Origin of the sequence: Acidovorax sp. Root275 (assembly GCF_001428965.1) — a bacterium.
Classification (GTDB): Bacteria; Pseudomonadota; Gammaproteobacteria; order Burkholderiales; family Burkholderiaceae_C; genus Acidovorax; species Acidovorax radicis.
On the sequence record NZ_LMJH01000008.1, the window covers coordinates 772,414 to 786,692 of the forward strand.

Consider the following 14,279-nt stretch of genomic DNA (forward strand, 5'->3'; position numbering starts at 1 on the left):
AAAAAATGCCCCGGGTGGAGATTCCACACGGGGCATTTTTGCGTCTGGGCGTGCGTGGCATGCGTGGTGTGACGCAGCCGGCCGTGCCGGGCCTCCAAGGGCTGGCAAGAGGGCGGTTTCTTTAGCTGTCCAGCCCGCTGGCCTTGCGCTGGCGCGAACCGTCTTCGAGGATGGTGTCGTCTGCCACGAGCTTGCCCGCCTCGTCCCACTGCTTGCGGGCCGTGAGGCGCGTGCGCCCCCGGGCCTCGGGTGCGGAGTACTGTTCTTCCACGGCCAGCCGCCCGTTGTCGTGAAAGGCTTGCTGGGTGCCCACCGGCCATTGCTCGGCATTGAGCTGCTCGCGCCGCGCCAGCTTGCCATCGTCGCGGTACATCTCGCGCTGCATGCGCGCCTGTTCACCGGTGCCGCTCCAGGTGCTGCGTTCACGCACCGATCCGTTCAGGTACCAGCGCTCGACCTGCACCTCGCGGCCGTCGGCAAAACTGCGCTGCTCGATGAGCTGGCCGGATGCGCCGTAGCGTTTGGCGCTGAGCAGCGGGCCGCGCGTATCGCGCAGCGTGCGTTCATCCGGGTTGAAGACACGCTCTTCACGCAGCACGCTTTTGCCGCCCTCCGTGGTGAAACTGCGGTGCACACGCCGGCCGTCCACCATGAGCTGCTGCGCGGCGACGACCCCTTCGGGGGTCCATTCGGTTGCGCTCAGCAGGCGGCCCTGGTCGTAGCGCAGTTGTGCGGTTTTGGTGCCGTTTTCTGCGTGGAGCAGGGTGTCGATGACGCCGTCAAATCCGCAGAGCTTGCGGTCTTCGGGCAGCACGCTGGCGCGCGGGCAGAGCAGGCGCGTGGGCTGGCCCTTGCTGTTGGTCTCCACAGAGAACAGCTCCTGCCCGTCGCCGTGGAACGACACGCGCTCCACGCGGCCGGTGACATCAAATCGCCGCACGGCGCCCTGGGTGCGGCCGTTGTCGGCGGTTTCCTCGCGCCGCACCTGGCCGTTGGGCCAGAACTCGGCCACCCGGCCATGGCTGTTGCCGCGCTCGTTGACCGTGCGTTCGCGCTGCAGGCGACCTTCTCGGTCGAACATGCGCTCCAGGCCCACGAACTTGCCGTCGCGCAGTTCCTGCTCGCGCTGGAGGTGGCCGGTGTCGTCTTCGCGGCAGCGCACCAGTCCGGATTGGCCGGCCGTTTCAGCACCGTTGGAAATATTGATGGCCTTGCCATTTAATTCACAACGAATAATGGCCTCAGCGCTTGATCCGTAAGCGCTGATAGCTATTAGAAATATAGCAAATGAAAACTTCATGCTCAGCGGCCCAGTGCAAACACGACAGGGGTGCGGTTGTCGGGGGGCGTCGGTTGCTGGCGCCATTGCCGCACCAGCTGGCTGCGAATGCGTGCATCGGGCAATGTCAGCCCGCTGGCCAGCGCCAGGCGGGTGTGGGGCTGTAGCGCCTGTACCAGTGCCTGCCACAGGGCAGCGTTGCGGTACGGGGTTTCGATGAAAAGCTGGGTCTGCCCCGTCTTGAGGGCCAGGCCTTCCAGCTCCTTGATGCGCTGGATGCGTTCCTGGCTGTCCTGGGGCAGGTAGCCAACAAACGCGAAGTTCTGCCCGTTCAATCCGCTGGCCGCCAGCGCCAGCAGCAGCGACACCGGGCCCACCAGGGGGACAACGGGGATATCGAGATCGTGTGCCGCGCGCACCACGGACGAACCGGGATCGGCCACGGCAGGCATGCCCGCCTCGCTGACCAGCCCCATGTCGTGCCCCGCCAGGGCTGCGGCGAGCAGCGGGCGGGCGTCGAACGGGGCCGAGCCCTTGTCGCCGTGGTCGCCTTTTTTGTGAACCTCTCGGGGCAGTTCCGTGATCTGCTGCTGCAGCAGGGGCGCGGCCAAAGGGTAGAGGGCGTCCACGCGCTTGAGGTAGGCGCGGGTGCTTTTGGCGTTCTCGCACACCCAGTGGGTGAGCTGCGCGGCGGCCTTCAGGGTGCTGGTGGGCAGCGCATCCTGAAGCGGGACCTGGGTGTCGCAGCCAAAATCGAGCGGCGCGGGCACGAGGAACAGCGTTCCGGTTTTGGCGTTCATCGTCGGTCTCCATTGTGCTGCCCGGTATCTGCAGCCCAGGAAACTGTTATGGCCCAGGAAAGTGCACCCGTGGAACTGGCTTTGCCAGGCCCCTGGGTGCGTCCCCCTCCCCAAGGAGAGGGGGTCGGCGCAAAGCGACTCAGGGGGTGTCTCATCATGGCAGCACCAGCCCTGCAGCGCGCAGCATGCGGCAAGTGCGGATCAGAGGCAGTCCAATGAGCGCGGTGGGGTCGTCGCTGTGGATGGCGTCCAGCAGCGCAATGCCCAGGCCTTCGCTCTTGGCGCTGCCGGCGCAGTCATAGGGTTGCTCGGCGCGCAGATAGCGCTCGATTTCCGCGTCGGACAGGTCGCGGAATTTGACCTCCACAGGGGCCAGGTCGACCTGCTCGAAGCCTGTTGCCGTGCACACCACGGCCAGGGCTGTTTGGAAAATCACCGTTTGTCCGCGCATCTGGCGCAGCTGCTCCACTGCGCGTTCATAAAGGCCTGGTTTTCCCAACGGCTCGCCAGCGAGGTCTGCCACCTGGTCGGAGCCGATCACCACCGCCTCGGGGTGCTGCTGTGCCACGGCGCGCGCCTTGGCCAGCGCCAGGCGCAAGGCCAGAGCACGAGGGGCTTCGCCGGGCAGTGGGGTCTCATCCACATCCGGGGCCGCGACGTCAAAAGGCAGGTTCAACCGCTGAAGCAACTCGCGCCGATAGCGCGAGGTGGAGCCCAATACCAGAGGGCGTTGCAGGGGAGGGGATTGATGCATGCGCCGATTCTCTTACACTGCCGCCATGACCAAGGAATTCTCCGCACAGCGCCTCGACGTGAAAGCCTTTGCACAGGCGGGTGGTCGGCTGGCGGGCCACGATTCACTTTTGAAGTACGAACGGTTGGCCCAGGAGGCCAAGGGCCTGCACCCAGACTTGATGGTGGATTGGGAAGCTCTCGGTGAAGTGCGTACTGCGTTGGGCGGAATGGGCCAGGTGTGGCTGCATATCAAGGTGCAGGCGAGCTTTCCCATGGAATGCCAGCGTTGCATGACTCCTGTGGATGTGCCGCTGGAGGTTGATCGGGAGTTCCGCTTCGTGGCCGACGAGGCCACTGCCGAGGCGCTGGACGACGAGAGCGAGGAAGACCTGCTTGCCATGAGCCGCGAGTTTGACCTTCATGAACTCATCGAGGACGAGTTGCTGATGGCATTGCCTGTGGTGCCCAAACACGACGAGTGCCCTACCTCGGTGCCGCTGGCTTCTTCGGACGACGATTTCGAGGAAGCCAATGACGAAAAGCCCAATCCGTTTGCAGCGTTGGCAGCGCTGCGCAAAGACGACAAGGGTTGATTGGCCGGCCCAAAAATCATTTGGGTTATAATCGTGGGCTTCACGCGAACCCCATCGTGTCTTTTGGGCTGATCGCGTTTTTACCAACCTATTCCAGATCAGGAGCCATCATGGCCGTTCAGCAAAACAAAAAGTCTCCCTCCAAGCGCGGCATGCACCGCTCGCACAATGCCCTGAATGTGCCAGGCATTGCAGTGGAACCCACCACCGGTGAAACCCACCTGCGCCACCACATCAGCCCCAATGGCTTCTACCGTGGCCGTCAGGTGCTGAAGAACAAATCTGAAGCCTGACCTTCGCCCCACCCAAAGGCCCGTTGCTACTGAAATCGTAGCGCGGGCCTTTGTTTTGACCCTTGCATTTCATCTTCCGGCCTGTGTAGCCGGTCGGACAAGTCGCCCATGATCACACTGGCTGTTGACTGCATGGGGGGCGACCATGGCCCCCGCGTCACGCTCGCGGCGTGCCGCCAGTTCCTCGACAAACACCCTGATGCCCACCTGCTGCTCGTCGGCCTGGTGGACAGTTTGCAATCGTTTTCGCACGACCGTGCCACTATGGTTCCCGCTTCCGAAGTGGTCGCCATGGACGATCCGGTCGAGGTCGCATTGCGCAAGAAGAAGGACTCTTCGATGCGTGTGGCGATCCAGCAGGTCAAGGATGGCGCAGCCTCTGCAGCCGTTTCGGCGGGCAATACCGGCGCGTTGATGGCCATTGCGCGCTATCTCCTCAAGACGCTCGATGGCATTGACCGACCCGCCATTGCGACTCAGCTGCCCAACGCTGCGGGTGGCGCCACGACGGTGCTCGACCTGGGTGCCAATGTGGATTGCTCTGCCGAACATTTGCTGCAGTTCGCTGTGATGGGTTCTGCCCTGGTGTCGGTCCTCAAGGACGGGGGTGAGCCCACTGTCGGATTGCTGAATATCGGTGAAGAAGCCATCAAAGGCAGTGAAGTGATCAAAAAAGCCGGTGAACTGCTGCGATCAGCCGCTAGTTCCGGTGATTTGAATTTTTACGGCAATGTCGAGGGCAACGACATTTTCAAGGGCACGGTTGACATCGTGGTCTGTGACGGATTTGTGGGAAATGTCGCCCTCAAAGCCAGCGAAGGGGTTGCATCGATGATCATTGGTGCCCTCAAGACTGAGTTTTCGCGCAATATCTTCACCAAAATTGCTGCGATCACCGCTTATCCTGTCTTAAAAGCGTTGATGAAGCGCATGGACTACCGGCGCTACAACGGCGCGGCACTTTTGGGGCTGCGGGGGCTGGTGTTCAAGAGCCACGGATCGGCCGACACAATGGCGTTCGAGCAGGCTTTGAACCGGGCGTATGATGCAGCCCGCAACAACCTGCTCGACCGCGTCCGGGCCCGGATTGCGCATGCAGCGCCGCTTCTGGTGCCTGCGGATGCCCAACCCAAGCCTGGCGTTGCGGCGACGATGACACATTGATGAGACGCTACTCCCGCATTACCGGTACCGGCAGCTATCTGCCTCCGCGCCGGCTGACCAACGCTGATCTGGTGGCTGAATTGGGCCAGCGCGGCATCGAAACCTCGGACGAGTGGATCGTCGAGCGCACTGGCATCCGCGCACGCCACTTCGCAGCGCCTGATGTCGCTTGCAGCGATCTGGGTCTGGAGGCTGCACGCAATGCCTTGCAGGCTGCGGGCCTTTTGCCGACAGACATTGACCTGATCATTGTGGCTACGTCCACCCCGGACATGGTGTTTCCTTCGGCCGCCTGCATATTGCAGAACAAGCTGGGAGCCAACGGTTGTCCGGCGTTTGATGTGCAGGCAGTGTGCAGCGGTTTTGTCTATGCCTTGTCCGTGGCGGATGCCATGATCCAGACGGGTGCCGCCAACCGCGCACTGGTCATTGGGTCGGAGGTTTTCAGCCGTATTCTGGATTTCAACGACCGCACCACCTGCGTGCTGTTTGGCGATGGGGCGGGGGCTGTGGTGCTGGAGGCGTCTGAGACGCCTGGCATCCTGTCCAGCGATCTCCATGCCGACGGAAAACATGTCGGCATCCTGTGTGTGCCTGGCAATGTGGCAGGCGGCAAGGTGCTGGGTGACCCTGTCCTCAAGATGGACGGGCAAGCCGTCTTCAAACTGGCGGTGGGGGTGTTGGAAAAGGCTGCCCACGCGGTGCTGGCCAAAGCGGGGCTGACCGAGGCAGACATCGATTGGTTGATCCCGCACCAGGCCAATATCCGCATCATGCAAGGCACGGCCCGCAAGCTCAAGCTGTCCATGGACAAGGTCGTGGTCACGGTGGACCAGCACGGCAACACGTCCGCAGCCTCCATCCCTCTCGCGCTGGACCATGCAGTGCGCACCGGCCAGGTCAAAAAGGGCGAGACCCTGTTGCTCGAAGGCGTGGGGGGGGGCTTCACCTGGGGTGCAGTGCTCCTGAAGTTATAGCTTTTTGCGCTTGATAGATAAGCGCTAGGCCTCAATTTCAATCATATTTCTGGATTTTTCATGAAGTCTTTTGCATTTGTCTTTCCGGGACAAGGTTCGCAATCGGTGGGCATGCTCGATGGGTGGGGTGATCATCCGGTGGTGGCCCAGACCGTGCAGGAAGCATCGGAGGCTCTGGGTGAAGATATTGGCCTGCTGATCAAGGAAGGCCCCAAAGAGGCGTTGGCGCTGACCACCAACACCCAGCCGGTGATGCTGGTGGCCGGTGTGGCTGCATGGCGTGTCTGGCGCGCCGATGGTGGTGCTACCCCGGTGGCGGTTGCAGGGCATTCGCTGGGCGAGTACTCGGCACTGGTCGCAGCGGGTGTGTTGACGCTGGCGCAGGCGGCGCCGCTGGTGCGCCTGCGCGCAGCGGCCATGCAGGAGGCGGTGCCGGTCGGCACTGGGGCCATGGCTGCCATTCTGGGTATGGAGGCTTCCAAGGTCATTGCAGGGTGTGCCGATGCTGTGGCTTCGTTCGGTGCCGGGACGGCGGAGGTGGTTGAGGCTGTCAATTTCAACGACCCCGCCCAGACCGTCATTGCGGGTACCAAGGCGGGTGTCGACAAGGCCTGCGAGCTGCTCAAGGCGGCAGGTGCCAAGCGCGCGTTGCCGTTGCCCGTGTCTGCCCCCTTTCACTCCAGCCTGATGAAGCCTGCCGCCGAGAAGTTGCGCCTGGCGCTGGCGGATGTGGCGCTTGCCACTCCCCAGATTCCTGTGCTGAACAACGTGGACGTGGCTGTGCAGCAGGACGCGGGTGCGATCCGGGATGCCCTTTACCGACAGGCCTTTGGTCCTGTGCGTTGGGTGGAGTGTGTGCAGGCGCTGAAAGCCCGGGGTGTTACCCATATTGTTGAAAGCGGTCCCGGCAAAGTGCTGGCGGGCTTGGCCAAGCGCATCGATCCTGAACTGGTCGGTGCTGCGCTGTTTGATCCGGCCACTCTGGCCGAAACCCGGGAGTTGTTGGCATGACGCAATCCATATCTGCGGCGCAAGTGGCGCTGGTCACGGGCGCATCGCGTGGCATCGGCGCTGCCATCGCTCTGGAACTGGCTGTGCGTGGTTATCAGGTGGTGGGTACTGCCACGACAGACGAGGGCGCTGAGCGCATCAGCCAGACCCTGTCGGCCTATCCTGGCTGCCGTGGCGCCAACCTGAATGTGAACGATGCTGCTGCCATTGAAGTTCTGCTCGACGCCATCGTCAAGCAGCAGGGTGGCCTGCATGTGCTGGTGAACAATGCGGGTATCACCCGCGACACCCTGGCCATGCGCATGAAGGATGACGATTGGGATGCTGTCATGGATACCAATCTCAAGGCGGTCTTCCGTGTCAGCCGCGCTGCGATCCGGCCGATGATGAAGCAGCGGTTTGGGCGCATCATCAGCATTACCAGTGTGGTTGGTGCTTCGGGCAACCCAGGTCAGGCCAACTATGCTGCGGCGAAGGCGGGCGTCGCGGGCATGACCCGTGCCCTTGCACGCGAATTGGGCAGCCGGAGCATCACGGTGAACTGCGTGGCGCCGGGCTTTATCGAGACCGACATGACCTCCGTGTTGCCTGAAGAACAGCAAAAAGCCCTCAACGCCCAGATCCCGCTGGGGCACATGGGCAAGCCACAAGACATCGCACATGCCGTTGCCTACCTTGCTTCGCGTGAGGCGGGGTACGTGACTGGACAGGAGTTGCATGTCAATGGCGGCATGTACATGTAGTTGATGGAAGATAACGCCGGTTCATCCGGACGGCGGGCTGCTGAGGGACTTCTCCTTAAGCGGCTAGAATCGCGGATTCATTCACAACCCCCAGAGGGAAACCATGAGCGATATCGAAGCACGCGTCAAAAAAATCATTGCCGAACAACTCGGTGTGGAAGAGTCCCAAGTCACCAATGAAAAAGCCTTCGTGGCAGACCTCGGTGCCGACTCGCTTGACACGGTGGAACTGGTGATGGCGCTGGAAGACGAATTCGGCATTGAGATTCCGGATGAAGACGCCGAGAAGATCACCACGGTGCAAAACGCCATCGACTACGCCAACACCCACCAGAAGGCCTGAGCGGCGCACTGCGCCTGACTCAAGCGATCAGCAGAAGGTTTTTTACGCATGAGCCGTCGTCGCGTTGTCGTGACCGGCCTGGGATGCGTCAGCCCCGTGGGCAACACGGTGGCCGAATCCTGGGCCAACCTCCTTGCCGGAAGATCCGGCATTGATCTCATCACCAAGTTCGACGCGTCGAACTTCGCCTGCAAGATTGCGGGGGAGGTCAAAGGTCTTGACCTGGAGTCGTACATCAGCGCCAAGGATGCGCGCGCGATGGACAGCTTCATCCATTTCGGTATTGCAGCTGCTGCACAAGCAGTAGCAGATGCCGGCCTGCCCACGGGTGAAGCGCTCAGTGAAGAGTTTGCGACACGCATAGCCTGCGTGATCGGCTCGGGGATTGGTGGCTTGCCACTGATCGAAAATACGCACGCGGAGCTGGTCAATCGTGGCCCCCGGCGTATCACGCCGTTCTTTGTGCCGGCGTCCATCATCAATATGGTGGCGGGCCATGTGTCCATGCGTTTTGGTTTCAAGGGGCCCAACCTTGCTGTGGTGACGGCCTGCACGACGGGCCTGCATTGCATCGGCGAGGCGGGTCGCATGATCGAATACGGTGATGCGGATGTGGTGGTGGCGGGCGGTACTGAATCCACCGTGTCGCCGCTGGGCATCGGTGGTTTTGCCGCGATGCGCGCACTGTCCACCCGCAACGATGACCCCAAGACCGCATCTCGCCCCTGGGACAAGGACCGCGATGGTTTTGTGCTGGGCGAGGGGGCCGGGGTCATGGTGCTGGAGGAATATGAGCATGCAAAAGCCCGGGGCGCCAAGATCTATGCGGAACTGTGCGGCTTTGGCATGAGTGCTGATGCAGGTCACATGACGGCGCCCAATATGGACGGCCCGCGCCGCGCCATGCTCAACGCCTTGCGCAACGCGGGCATGAACGCCGACGAAGTCGACTATCTCAACGCCCATGGCACTTCCACGCCTCTGGGTGATATCAACGAAACGAATGCGATCAAGGCGGCCTTGGGCGACCATGCTTACAAGACCGTGGTGAGTTCCACCAAATCCATGACCGGCCATCTGCTGGGTGGAGCCGGTGGGATCGAGAGCATTTTCACGGTGCTGGCCCTGCATGAGCAAAAGGTGCCGCCCACCATCAATTTGTTGAATCAGGATCCCGAGTGCGATCTGGATTACTGCGCCAATATGGCGCGGGACATGAAGATCGACGTCGCAGTCAAAAACAACTTCGGTTTTGGCGGCACCAACGGGACGCTGGTTTTCAAGCGCGTCTGATTTTCTGGCAAGACGCTCTGCCGCCCGGAATGGCGAGGCCTGGTTGCCTTGCCGCAGTCATGCAATCCGTGGCGGTGTCGGCACGAGGCTGTGGTCCGTGTTGAGGAGTGGTCGGCCATGGCTGGGTGCCACTCCATGGGTGTGACGTCAAGGCGACCGCCAGCAGTGCTCTATCCCCTGCGGCGAAGTCGGATTTTGGGGCTCTTGTTGGTGGCTTTGCTGCTGGCCAGTGCAGGAGGGCTCGGCGCTTGGCTCGTCCAAAGCGGTGGCGCAGCTTCGCTATGGCCCGCTGTTGTGGCCAGTATCCTTTGGTGTCTGGCTGCTGCCAGCACATTTCATTGCTGGTTTTATCAGTTCTCTGGCGTTCTTCGCTGGGATGGTCAAGCCTGGACGCTGGAGTCCCCGAGCTCCGGTGTTGCAGGCATGGCGCTGTCTGCCCCCCCTGAAGTCCTTCTCGATGTGCAGTCATATTTGTGGCTGCATGCCTGTCCAATGGGACGTGGCCGCATCTGGTTGTGGCTGGAGCGTTCCACACAGCCCGAGCGTTGGCTGGATCTGCGGCGTGCGGTATATTCGCGCGCCAGACCGGGCGCTGACAACGCTGACGCAACCGCCCCGGCCAGCAGCCGTGGGTGGGAATCTTGAGTATCCATGACTGTAACTCCGCCTTCCCCTTCCGAAGATAGCGATCTCCAACTGGTGGAGCGTACAGTAGCGGGCGACCAGCGTGCCTATGAATTGCTGGTCATCAAGTACCAGCGCCGCATTGAGCGCCTCATTGGCCGGATGGTGCGCGACACCGACATTGTTCAGGATATAGCCCAGGAGACGTTCATCCGGGCGTACCGAGCGCTGCACCAGTTCCGGGGGGATGCGCAGTTCTACACTTGGCTCTACCGGATCGCTGTCAATACCGCCAAAAAGGCGTTGATGGACATGAAGCGCAATCCGGTCATCTCCGAGAATGCGTTGCGGGGGAATGATGACGACGATGAAACTTCCCGCCTTGGACACGAACTAACCAGCGACGAAACTCCCGAAACGGTGCTCGCAGCCCGAGAAATTGCCCAGGCCGTGAATGCGGCCATGGAGGCATTGCCTGACGATCTGCGGCAGGCGGTAACGTTGCGTGAGATCGAAGGACTCAGTTACGAAGAGATTGCAACGGCCATGGATTGCCCCATTGGCACGGTGCGGTCACGGATTTTCCGGGCGCGTGAAGCCATTTCGGCAAGAGTGCGTCCCCTGCTTGAAAATCAGTCAGGCAAACGGTGGTGAGGTAATGAAATGAACAAGGCTGTACGAAGCGATGGGTTGGCAGGCGGTTCCGTGGTGAATGAGATGGGCAGGCGTGAGCAGCTGTCTGCGTTGGCCGATGGTCAATTGCAGGGGGATGAGATGACAGAAGCCCTGGCCTATGCCGCGCAAGCCGAAGGCCATGCCACTTGGCAGCTCTACCATCTGGTGGGGGATGTGTTGCGTTCTTCCGATCTGGCGCAGCCTGCCAATCCAGATTTCATGGCCCGGTTGCGCGGGGAATTGGCCAAGGAAGGCCCTGTTGCACGGCCGGAAGCCCGGACGCAGCAAGTGGAAGTGGTCGCCCCTGCGATGGAGAATGCCGCCAATGCGTCTGTCTTCCGCTGGAAGATGGTCGCGGGTTTTGCCTCTCTGGCAGCGGTTGCCGCCATTGGCTGGACCTCTTTGGCCACGTTGCCAGGCGGTGGTGTCCCCGGGGCTTCTGGTGGCGCTCAGCTGGTACTGTCGCCTGAAGTGCCTCCGAGCGCTGGCGGTGCGCCCGTGGTCTCGGTGGCCGATGCCGACGGTGGGCAGCAGGTGATGATTCGGGATCCTCGCCTGGACGAGTTGCTCGCGGCCCACAAGCAGTTTGGCAGTACGTCTGCACTGCAGATGCCTGCAGGTTTCTTGCGCAATGCGACCTTTGAGACGCCCAGCCGTTGAGTCTGGGTGGCGCATGTGACCTTGTGCTGAGATCTTGCGATGGGCAATATAGGGGTTGCGGGTGGTTGGTCGGGTGTGCTGCGCCGCCAGTTCAAACCTTGGATGATGGCAGTGCTTTGCGCGACTGGGCTTTCCGTCGCAATGGGTGCGCCTCCCGTCGAGAGTTCGCTTAGTTCTGCAGGGGAAATAGCCCCGGAGCCGATAGAGCGAAGTCTTGTTCAGTGGATCGAGCGCATGCACAACGCTCCCTGCGTGCGCCCTTATGCAGGTACTTTTGTGGTTTTGGCTGCTTCCGGCGCGATGGCCAGCTCGCGCATCTGGCATGCGTGTGATGGGCCGCTGCAGATGGAGCGCGTAGAGGCGTTGACTGGCACCCCACGGACTATTTTCCGGCGCAATGATGAGGTGCGTACTTTCTGGCCTCAGGCGCGTGTGGTGCGCTCGGATCGCCGCGAAGCCTCTGGACTGTTTCCGCGTGTTCCCGTTGTCGACGGTACTTCGATTTCCCAGTTCTATTCCGCGCGTTCCGTGGGGCTGGAGCGGGTTGCGGGTTTCGTTGCTGATGTAGTGTGGTTCAAGCCTGTGGACTCGCTGCGTTTCGGATACAAGCTATGGAGCGAGCGGGAGACAGGCCTGGTTGTGAAGCTGCAGACCTTGGGCGCAAATGGACGCGTTCTGGAACAGGCTGCCTTCTCGGAGCTGGACTTGAACGCGCCAGTACGCGTGGAGCAGCTCTCGCGTCTGATGGACGCGACGGCAGGCTATAAGGTGGTGGCTCCGGCGGTGGTCAAGACCACAGCCACTGCGCAGGGCTGGGCCCTGCGCCAGCCCATTGCGGGTTTTGTTCCCGTGAGTTGCCACCGGCGCTCGGTGTCCGTCGACGACGATGCTCAGGGCGTTCTGCAATGCCTCTACTCCGACGGCCTTGCATCGGTATCTTTGTTCATCGAGCCGTTTGATCCTCAGCGCCATCCCGCCCAGCCCCAGATTTCGAGCATGGGTGCCACGCAACTGCTTGCACAGCGCATCTTGGCCGATGTGTGGCTTACAGCGGTGGGGGAGGTTCCCCTTCAGACCCTTCGTCTGTTTGCAGGTCAGTTGGAGCGCACACGCTGACTCTGGTGCCTGCCGGTGCAAGGCTGGTTGTTGGTACCTCTACGCCAGCGCGGTGGCACGCAGGGTTGCAGGGGCATGCAAAGCGCCTTCCGATGCGGGAACCAAATGGCCGCACACTCTTCACAGTTACACACAGTTAATGACTGTATTTGCTACCAATCACGAAAGGTCGATGATGCCGAAGTTCGATGGAAATGTGCTGCGCTCCGTAGCATTTGCGTGCATGTTTGCTGGGGTTGCCGGGGGAGGGCTTTTGCCGCAAGCGGCGATCGCTCAGCCTGCCGCCGCCGTTCGTGGCCTGCCAGACTTTACGGATCTGGTGGACCAGGTGGGGCCATCGGTGGTCAATATCCGGACGGTGGAAAAAGCGTCGAGCCGTGCAAGTGCAAATGGCATGGACGAGGAGATGCTGGAGTTCTTTCGCCGTTTTGGCGTGCCGATTCCTAATGCGCCTAGGCAGCAACGTCCCCAGCGGCCGCAAGACGATGAGCAACCCCGCGGCGTGGGCTCAGGCTTCATCCTGACTGCGGATGGGTTTGTGATGACCAATGCGCATGTCGTGGACGGGGCGGATGAGGTGATTGTGACGCTCACCGACAAGCGTGAGTTCAAGGCCAAGATCATCGGAGCGGACAAGCGAACCGATGTGGCGGTGGTCAAGATCGAGGCCACGGGCCTGCCTGCCGTCAAGGTGGGCGATGTGGGGCGCTTGCGGGTGGGGGAATGGGTGATGGCGATCGGATCTCCCTTCGGGCTGGAGAACACGGTGACTGCGGGCATCGTGAGTGCCAAGCAGCGAGATACCGGGGATTACCTGCCGTTCATCCAGACCGATGTGGCCATCAACCCGGGGAACTCGGGAGGCCCGCTCATCAATATGCGCGGTGAGGTCGTGGGGATCAACAGCCAGATCTATTCGCGCTCTGGCGGTTTCATGGGTATTTCATTTGCGATTCCCATGGATGAGGCCATCCGCGTGAGTGAGCAGTTGCGCGCATCTGGGCGGGTCACACGGGGCCGCATTGGTGTGCAGATCGGGCAGGTCACCAAAGACGTTGCAGAGTCCATTGGTTTGGGCAAGGCCCAGGGGGCGCTAGTGACCGGGGTGGAGGCCGGATCACCCGCAGATAAGGCGGGTGTGGAGGCTGGCGACATCATCACCCGTTTCGATGGCAAGTCCATCGAGAAGGTTGCGGATCTGCCCCGGCTGGTCGGCAACACCAGGCCCGGCAGCAAAAGCACCATGACCGTATTTCGCCGAGGCGCCTCGCGGGATCTGGGTATCACCATCGCCGAAATCGAGCCCGACAAGCCGGCTGCCAAAACAGCGGAGCGTGAAGAGAAACCCAAGGCTTCAGCCGCTGCACAACAGATGGGATTGGCGGTGACGGAGCTTTCGGACGCCCAGAAGAAGGAATTCAAGATCAAGGGCGGGGTGCTGGTGGCGACTGCCACGGAAGCTGCGGCGCGGGCTGGCCTGCGCGAAGGGGATGTGATTCTTGCGATCGCCAACACTGAAGTGTCCGGTGTGAAGGAGTTTGAGGCTGCACTGACCAAGGCTGACAAGAGCAAAGCCATCAATGTGCTGTATCGGCGCGGTGACTGGGCTCAATATGCCTTGATCCGTCCAGGTCGCTGACGAGCGTTGTGACAAGTGGGGCGATGGGGTCGGCCAATGTCCCCACTTCAGCAATGGATGTTTGGTGTGGGCTTCGGCGTTGGTTTTTTTACTTTCCTTTCTGTTGACGGCAAAAGTTAGCCGAGGCTAACTTTTTTAAAGTCTATCAACTGATTTCGATAGAATAGAGCCCCCTGTTCAACGCTAATTCATATATTGGCCGGACACTGATTCACGATGCGGGATGTGGCAGCGCAATACACAGCTGATCCACAGCTCACCCACAAGTTGTCCAGCGTTGTAGTTGTGCGGACTGTGGATAAGTTGTTAATAAATTTCCTGTTGCACCCTGGCC

15 protein-coding genes are annotated in these 14,279 nt (G+C 61.3%); 12 read left to right on the forward strand and 3 right to left on the reverse strand.

What is annotated here, in order from left to right:
* Window positions 1–121: 121 nt before the first annotated feature.
* The 3 genes from ASE52_RS13590 to ASE52_RS13600 all read right to left on the reverse strand — a co-directional run bounded on the left by ASE52_RS13590 (window position 122) and on the right by ASE52_RS13600 (window position 2,833).
* On the reverse strand, window positions 122–1,300 hold the full coding sequence (locus ASE52_RS13590) for a hypothetical protein (RefSeq protein ID WP_241777000.1): 1,179 nt from the start codon (window positions 1,298–1,300) through the stop codon (window positions 122–124).
* Between the two features lie 2 nt (window positions 1,301–1,302).
* Window positions 1,303–2,079, reverse strand: a complete 777-nt coding sequence (locus tag ASE52_RS13595) for an SAM-dependent methyltransferase (protein WP_057226759.1) — start codon at window positions 2,077–2,079, stop codon at window positions 1,303–1,305.
* A 154-nt stretch (window positions 2,080–2,233) separates the two neighbouring features.
* On the reverse strand, window positions 2,234–2,833 hold the full coding sequence (locus tag ASE52_RS13600; protein ID WP_057226762.1) for a Maf family nucleotide pyrophosphatase: 600 nt from the start codon (window positions 2,831–2,833) through the stop codon (window positions 2,234–2,236).
* A gap of 25 nt (window positions 2,834–2,858) precedes the next feature.
* Here ASE52_RS13600 and ASE52_RS13605 point away from each other — a divergent pair, with 25 nt between their 5' ends.
* The 12 genes from ASE52_RS13605 (at window position 2,859) to ASE52_RS13660 (ending at window position 13,945) form a co-directional block, all read left to right on the forward strand.
* Window positions 2,859–3,407, forward strand: coding sequence for a YceD family protein (locus ASE52_RS13605; RefSeq protein WP_010463716.1), 549 nt, complete (start codon window positions 2,859–2,861; stop codon window positions 3,405–3,407).
* Window positions 3,408–3,517: 110 nt separating this feature from the next.
* Window positions 3,518–3,700, forward strand: a complete 183-nt coding sequence (gene rpmF, locus ASE52_RS13610) for a 50S ribosomal protein L32 (RefSeq protein ID WP_005794249.1) — start codon at window positions 3,518–3,520, stop codon at window positions 3,698–3,700.
* Between the two features lie 108 nt (window positions 3,701–3,808).
* Window positions 3,809–4,864 carry a phosphate acyltransferase PlsX gene (gene plsX / locus ASE52_RS13615; RefSeq protein WP_010463732.1) on the forward strand — a complete coding sequence of 352 codons (1,056 nt, stop codon included), beginning with the start codon at window positions 3,809–3,811 and terminating at the stop codon, window positions 4,862–4,864.
* Window positions 4,864–5,841 (forward strand): beta-ketoacyl-ACP synthase III, encoded by a 978-nt coding sequence (locus tag ASE52_RS13620; RefSeq protein WP_010463733.1) that lies wholly within the window; start codon window positions 4,864–4,866, stop codon window positions 5,839–5,841. The genes plsX and ASE52_RS13620 overlap by 1 nt, the downstream gene beginning before the upstream one ends.
* A gap of 60 nt (window positions 5,842–5,901) precedes the next feature.
* Complete coding sequence (gene fabD, locus ASE52_RS13625) at window positions 5,902–6,852, forward strand: ACP S-malonyltransferase (protein ID WP_010463735.1); 951 nt, start codon at window positions 5,902–5,904, stop codon at window positions 6,850–6,852.
* Window positions 6,849–7,595 (forward strand): 3-oxoacyl-ACP reductase FabG, encoded by a 747-nt coding sequence (gene fabG / locus ASE52_RS13630; protein WP_010463736.1) that lies wholly within the window; start codon window positions 6,849–6,851, stop codon window positions 7,593–7,595. The genes fabD and fabG overlap by 4 nt, the downstream gene beginning before the upstream one ends.
* A gap of 103 nt (window positions 7,596–7,698) precedes the next feature.
* The gene (gene acpP, locus ASE52_RS13635; RefSeq protein WP_003058049.1) at window positions 7,699–7,938 is read left to right on the forward strand and encodes an acyl carrier protein; all 240 of its coding nucleotides are present in this window, start codon (window positions 7,699–7,701) and stop codon (window positions 7,936–7,938) included.
* A gap of 48 nt (window positions 7,939–7,986) precedes the next feature.
* On the forward strand, window positions 7,987–9,231 hold the full coding sequence (gene fabF / locus ASE52_RS13640; protein WP_057226765.1) for a beta-ketoacyl-ACP synthase II: 1,245 nt from the start codon (window positions 7,987–7,989) through the stop codon (window positions 9,229–9,231).
* Window positions 9,232–9,882: 651 nt separating this feature from the next.
* Window positions 9,883–10,509, forward strand: a complete 627-nt coding sequence (gene rpoE / locus ASE52_RS13645) for an RNA polymerase sigma factor RpoE (protein WP_057226769.1) — start codon at window positions 9,883–9,885, stop codon at window positions 10,507–10,509.
* A gap of 9 nt (window positions 10,510–10,518) precedes the next feature.
* Complete coding sequence (locus ASE52_RS13650; protein WP_082606866.1) at window positions 10,519–11,190, forward strand: sigma-E factor negative regulatory protein; 672 nt, start codon at window positions 10,519–10,521, stop codon at window positions 11,188–11,190.
* Between the two features lie 141 nt (window positions 11,191–11,331).
* A complete protein-coding gene (locus ASE52_RS13655; protein WP_082606867.1) occupies window positions 11,332–12,306 on the forward strand; it encodes a MucB/RseB C-terminal domain-containing protein in 975 nt (324 codons plus the stop codon).
* Window positions 12,307–12,481: 175 nt separating this feature from the next.
* Window positions 12,482–13,945, forward strand: a complete 1,464-nt coding sequence (locus ASE52_RS13660) for a DegQ family serine endoprotease (protein WP_057227246.1) — start codon at window positions 12,482–12,484, stop codon at window positions 13,943–13,945.
* Window positions 13,946–14,279: the final 334 nt, after the last annotated feature.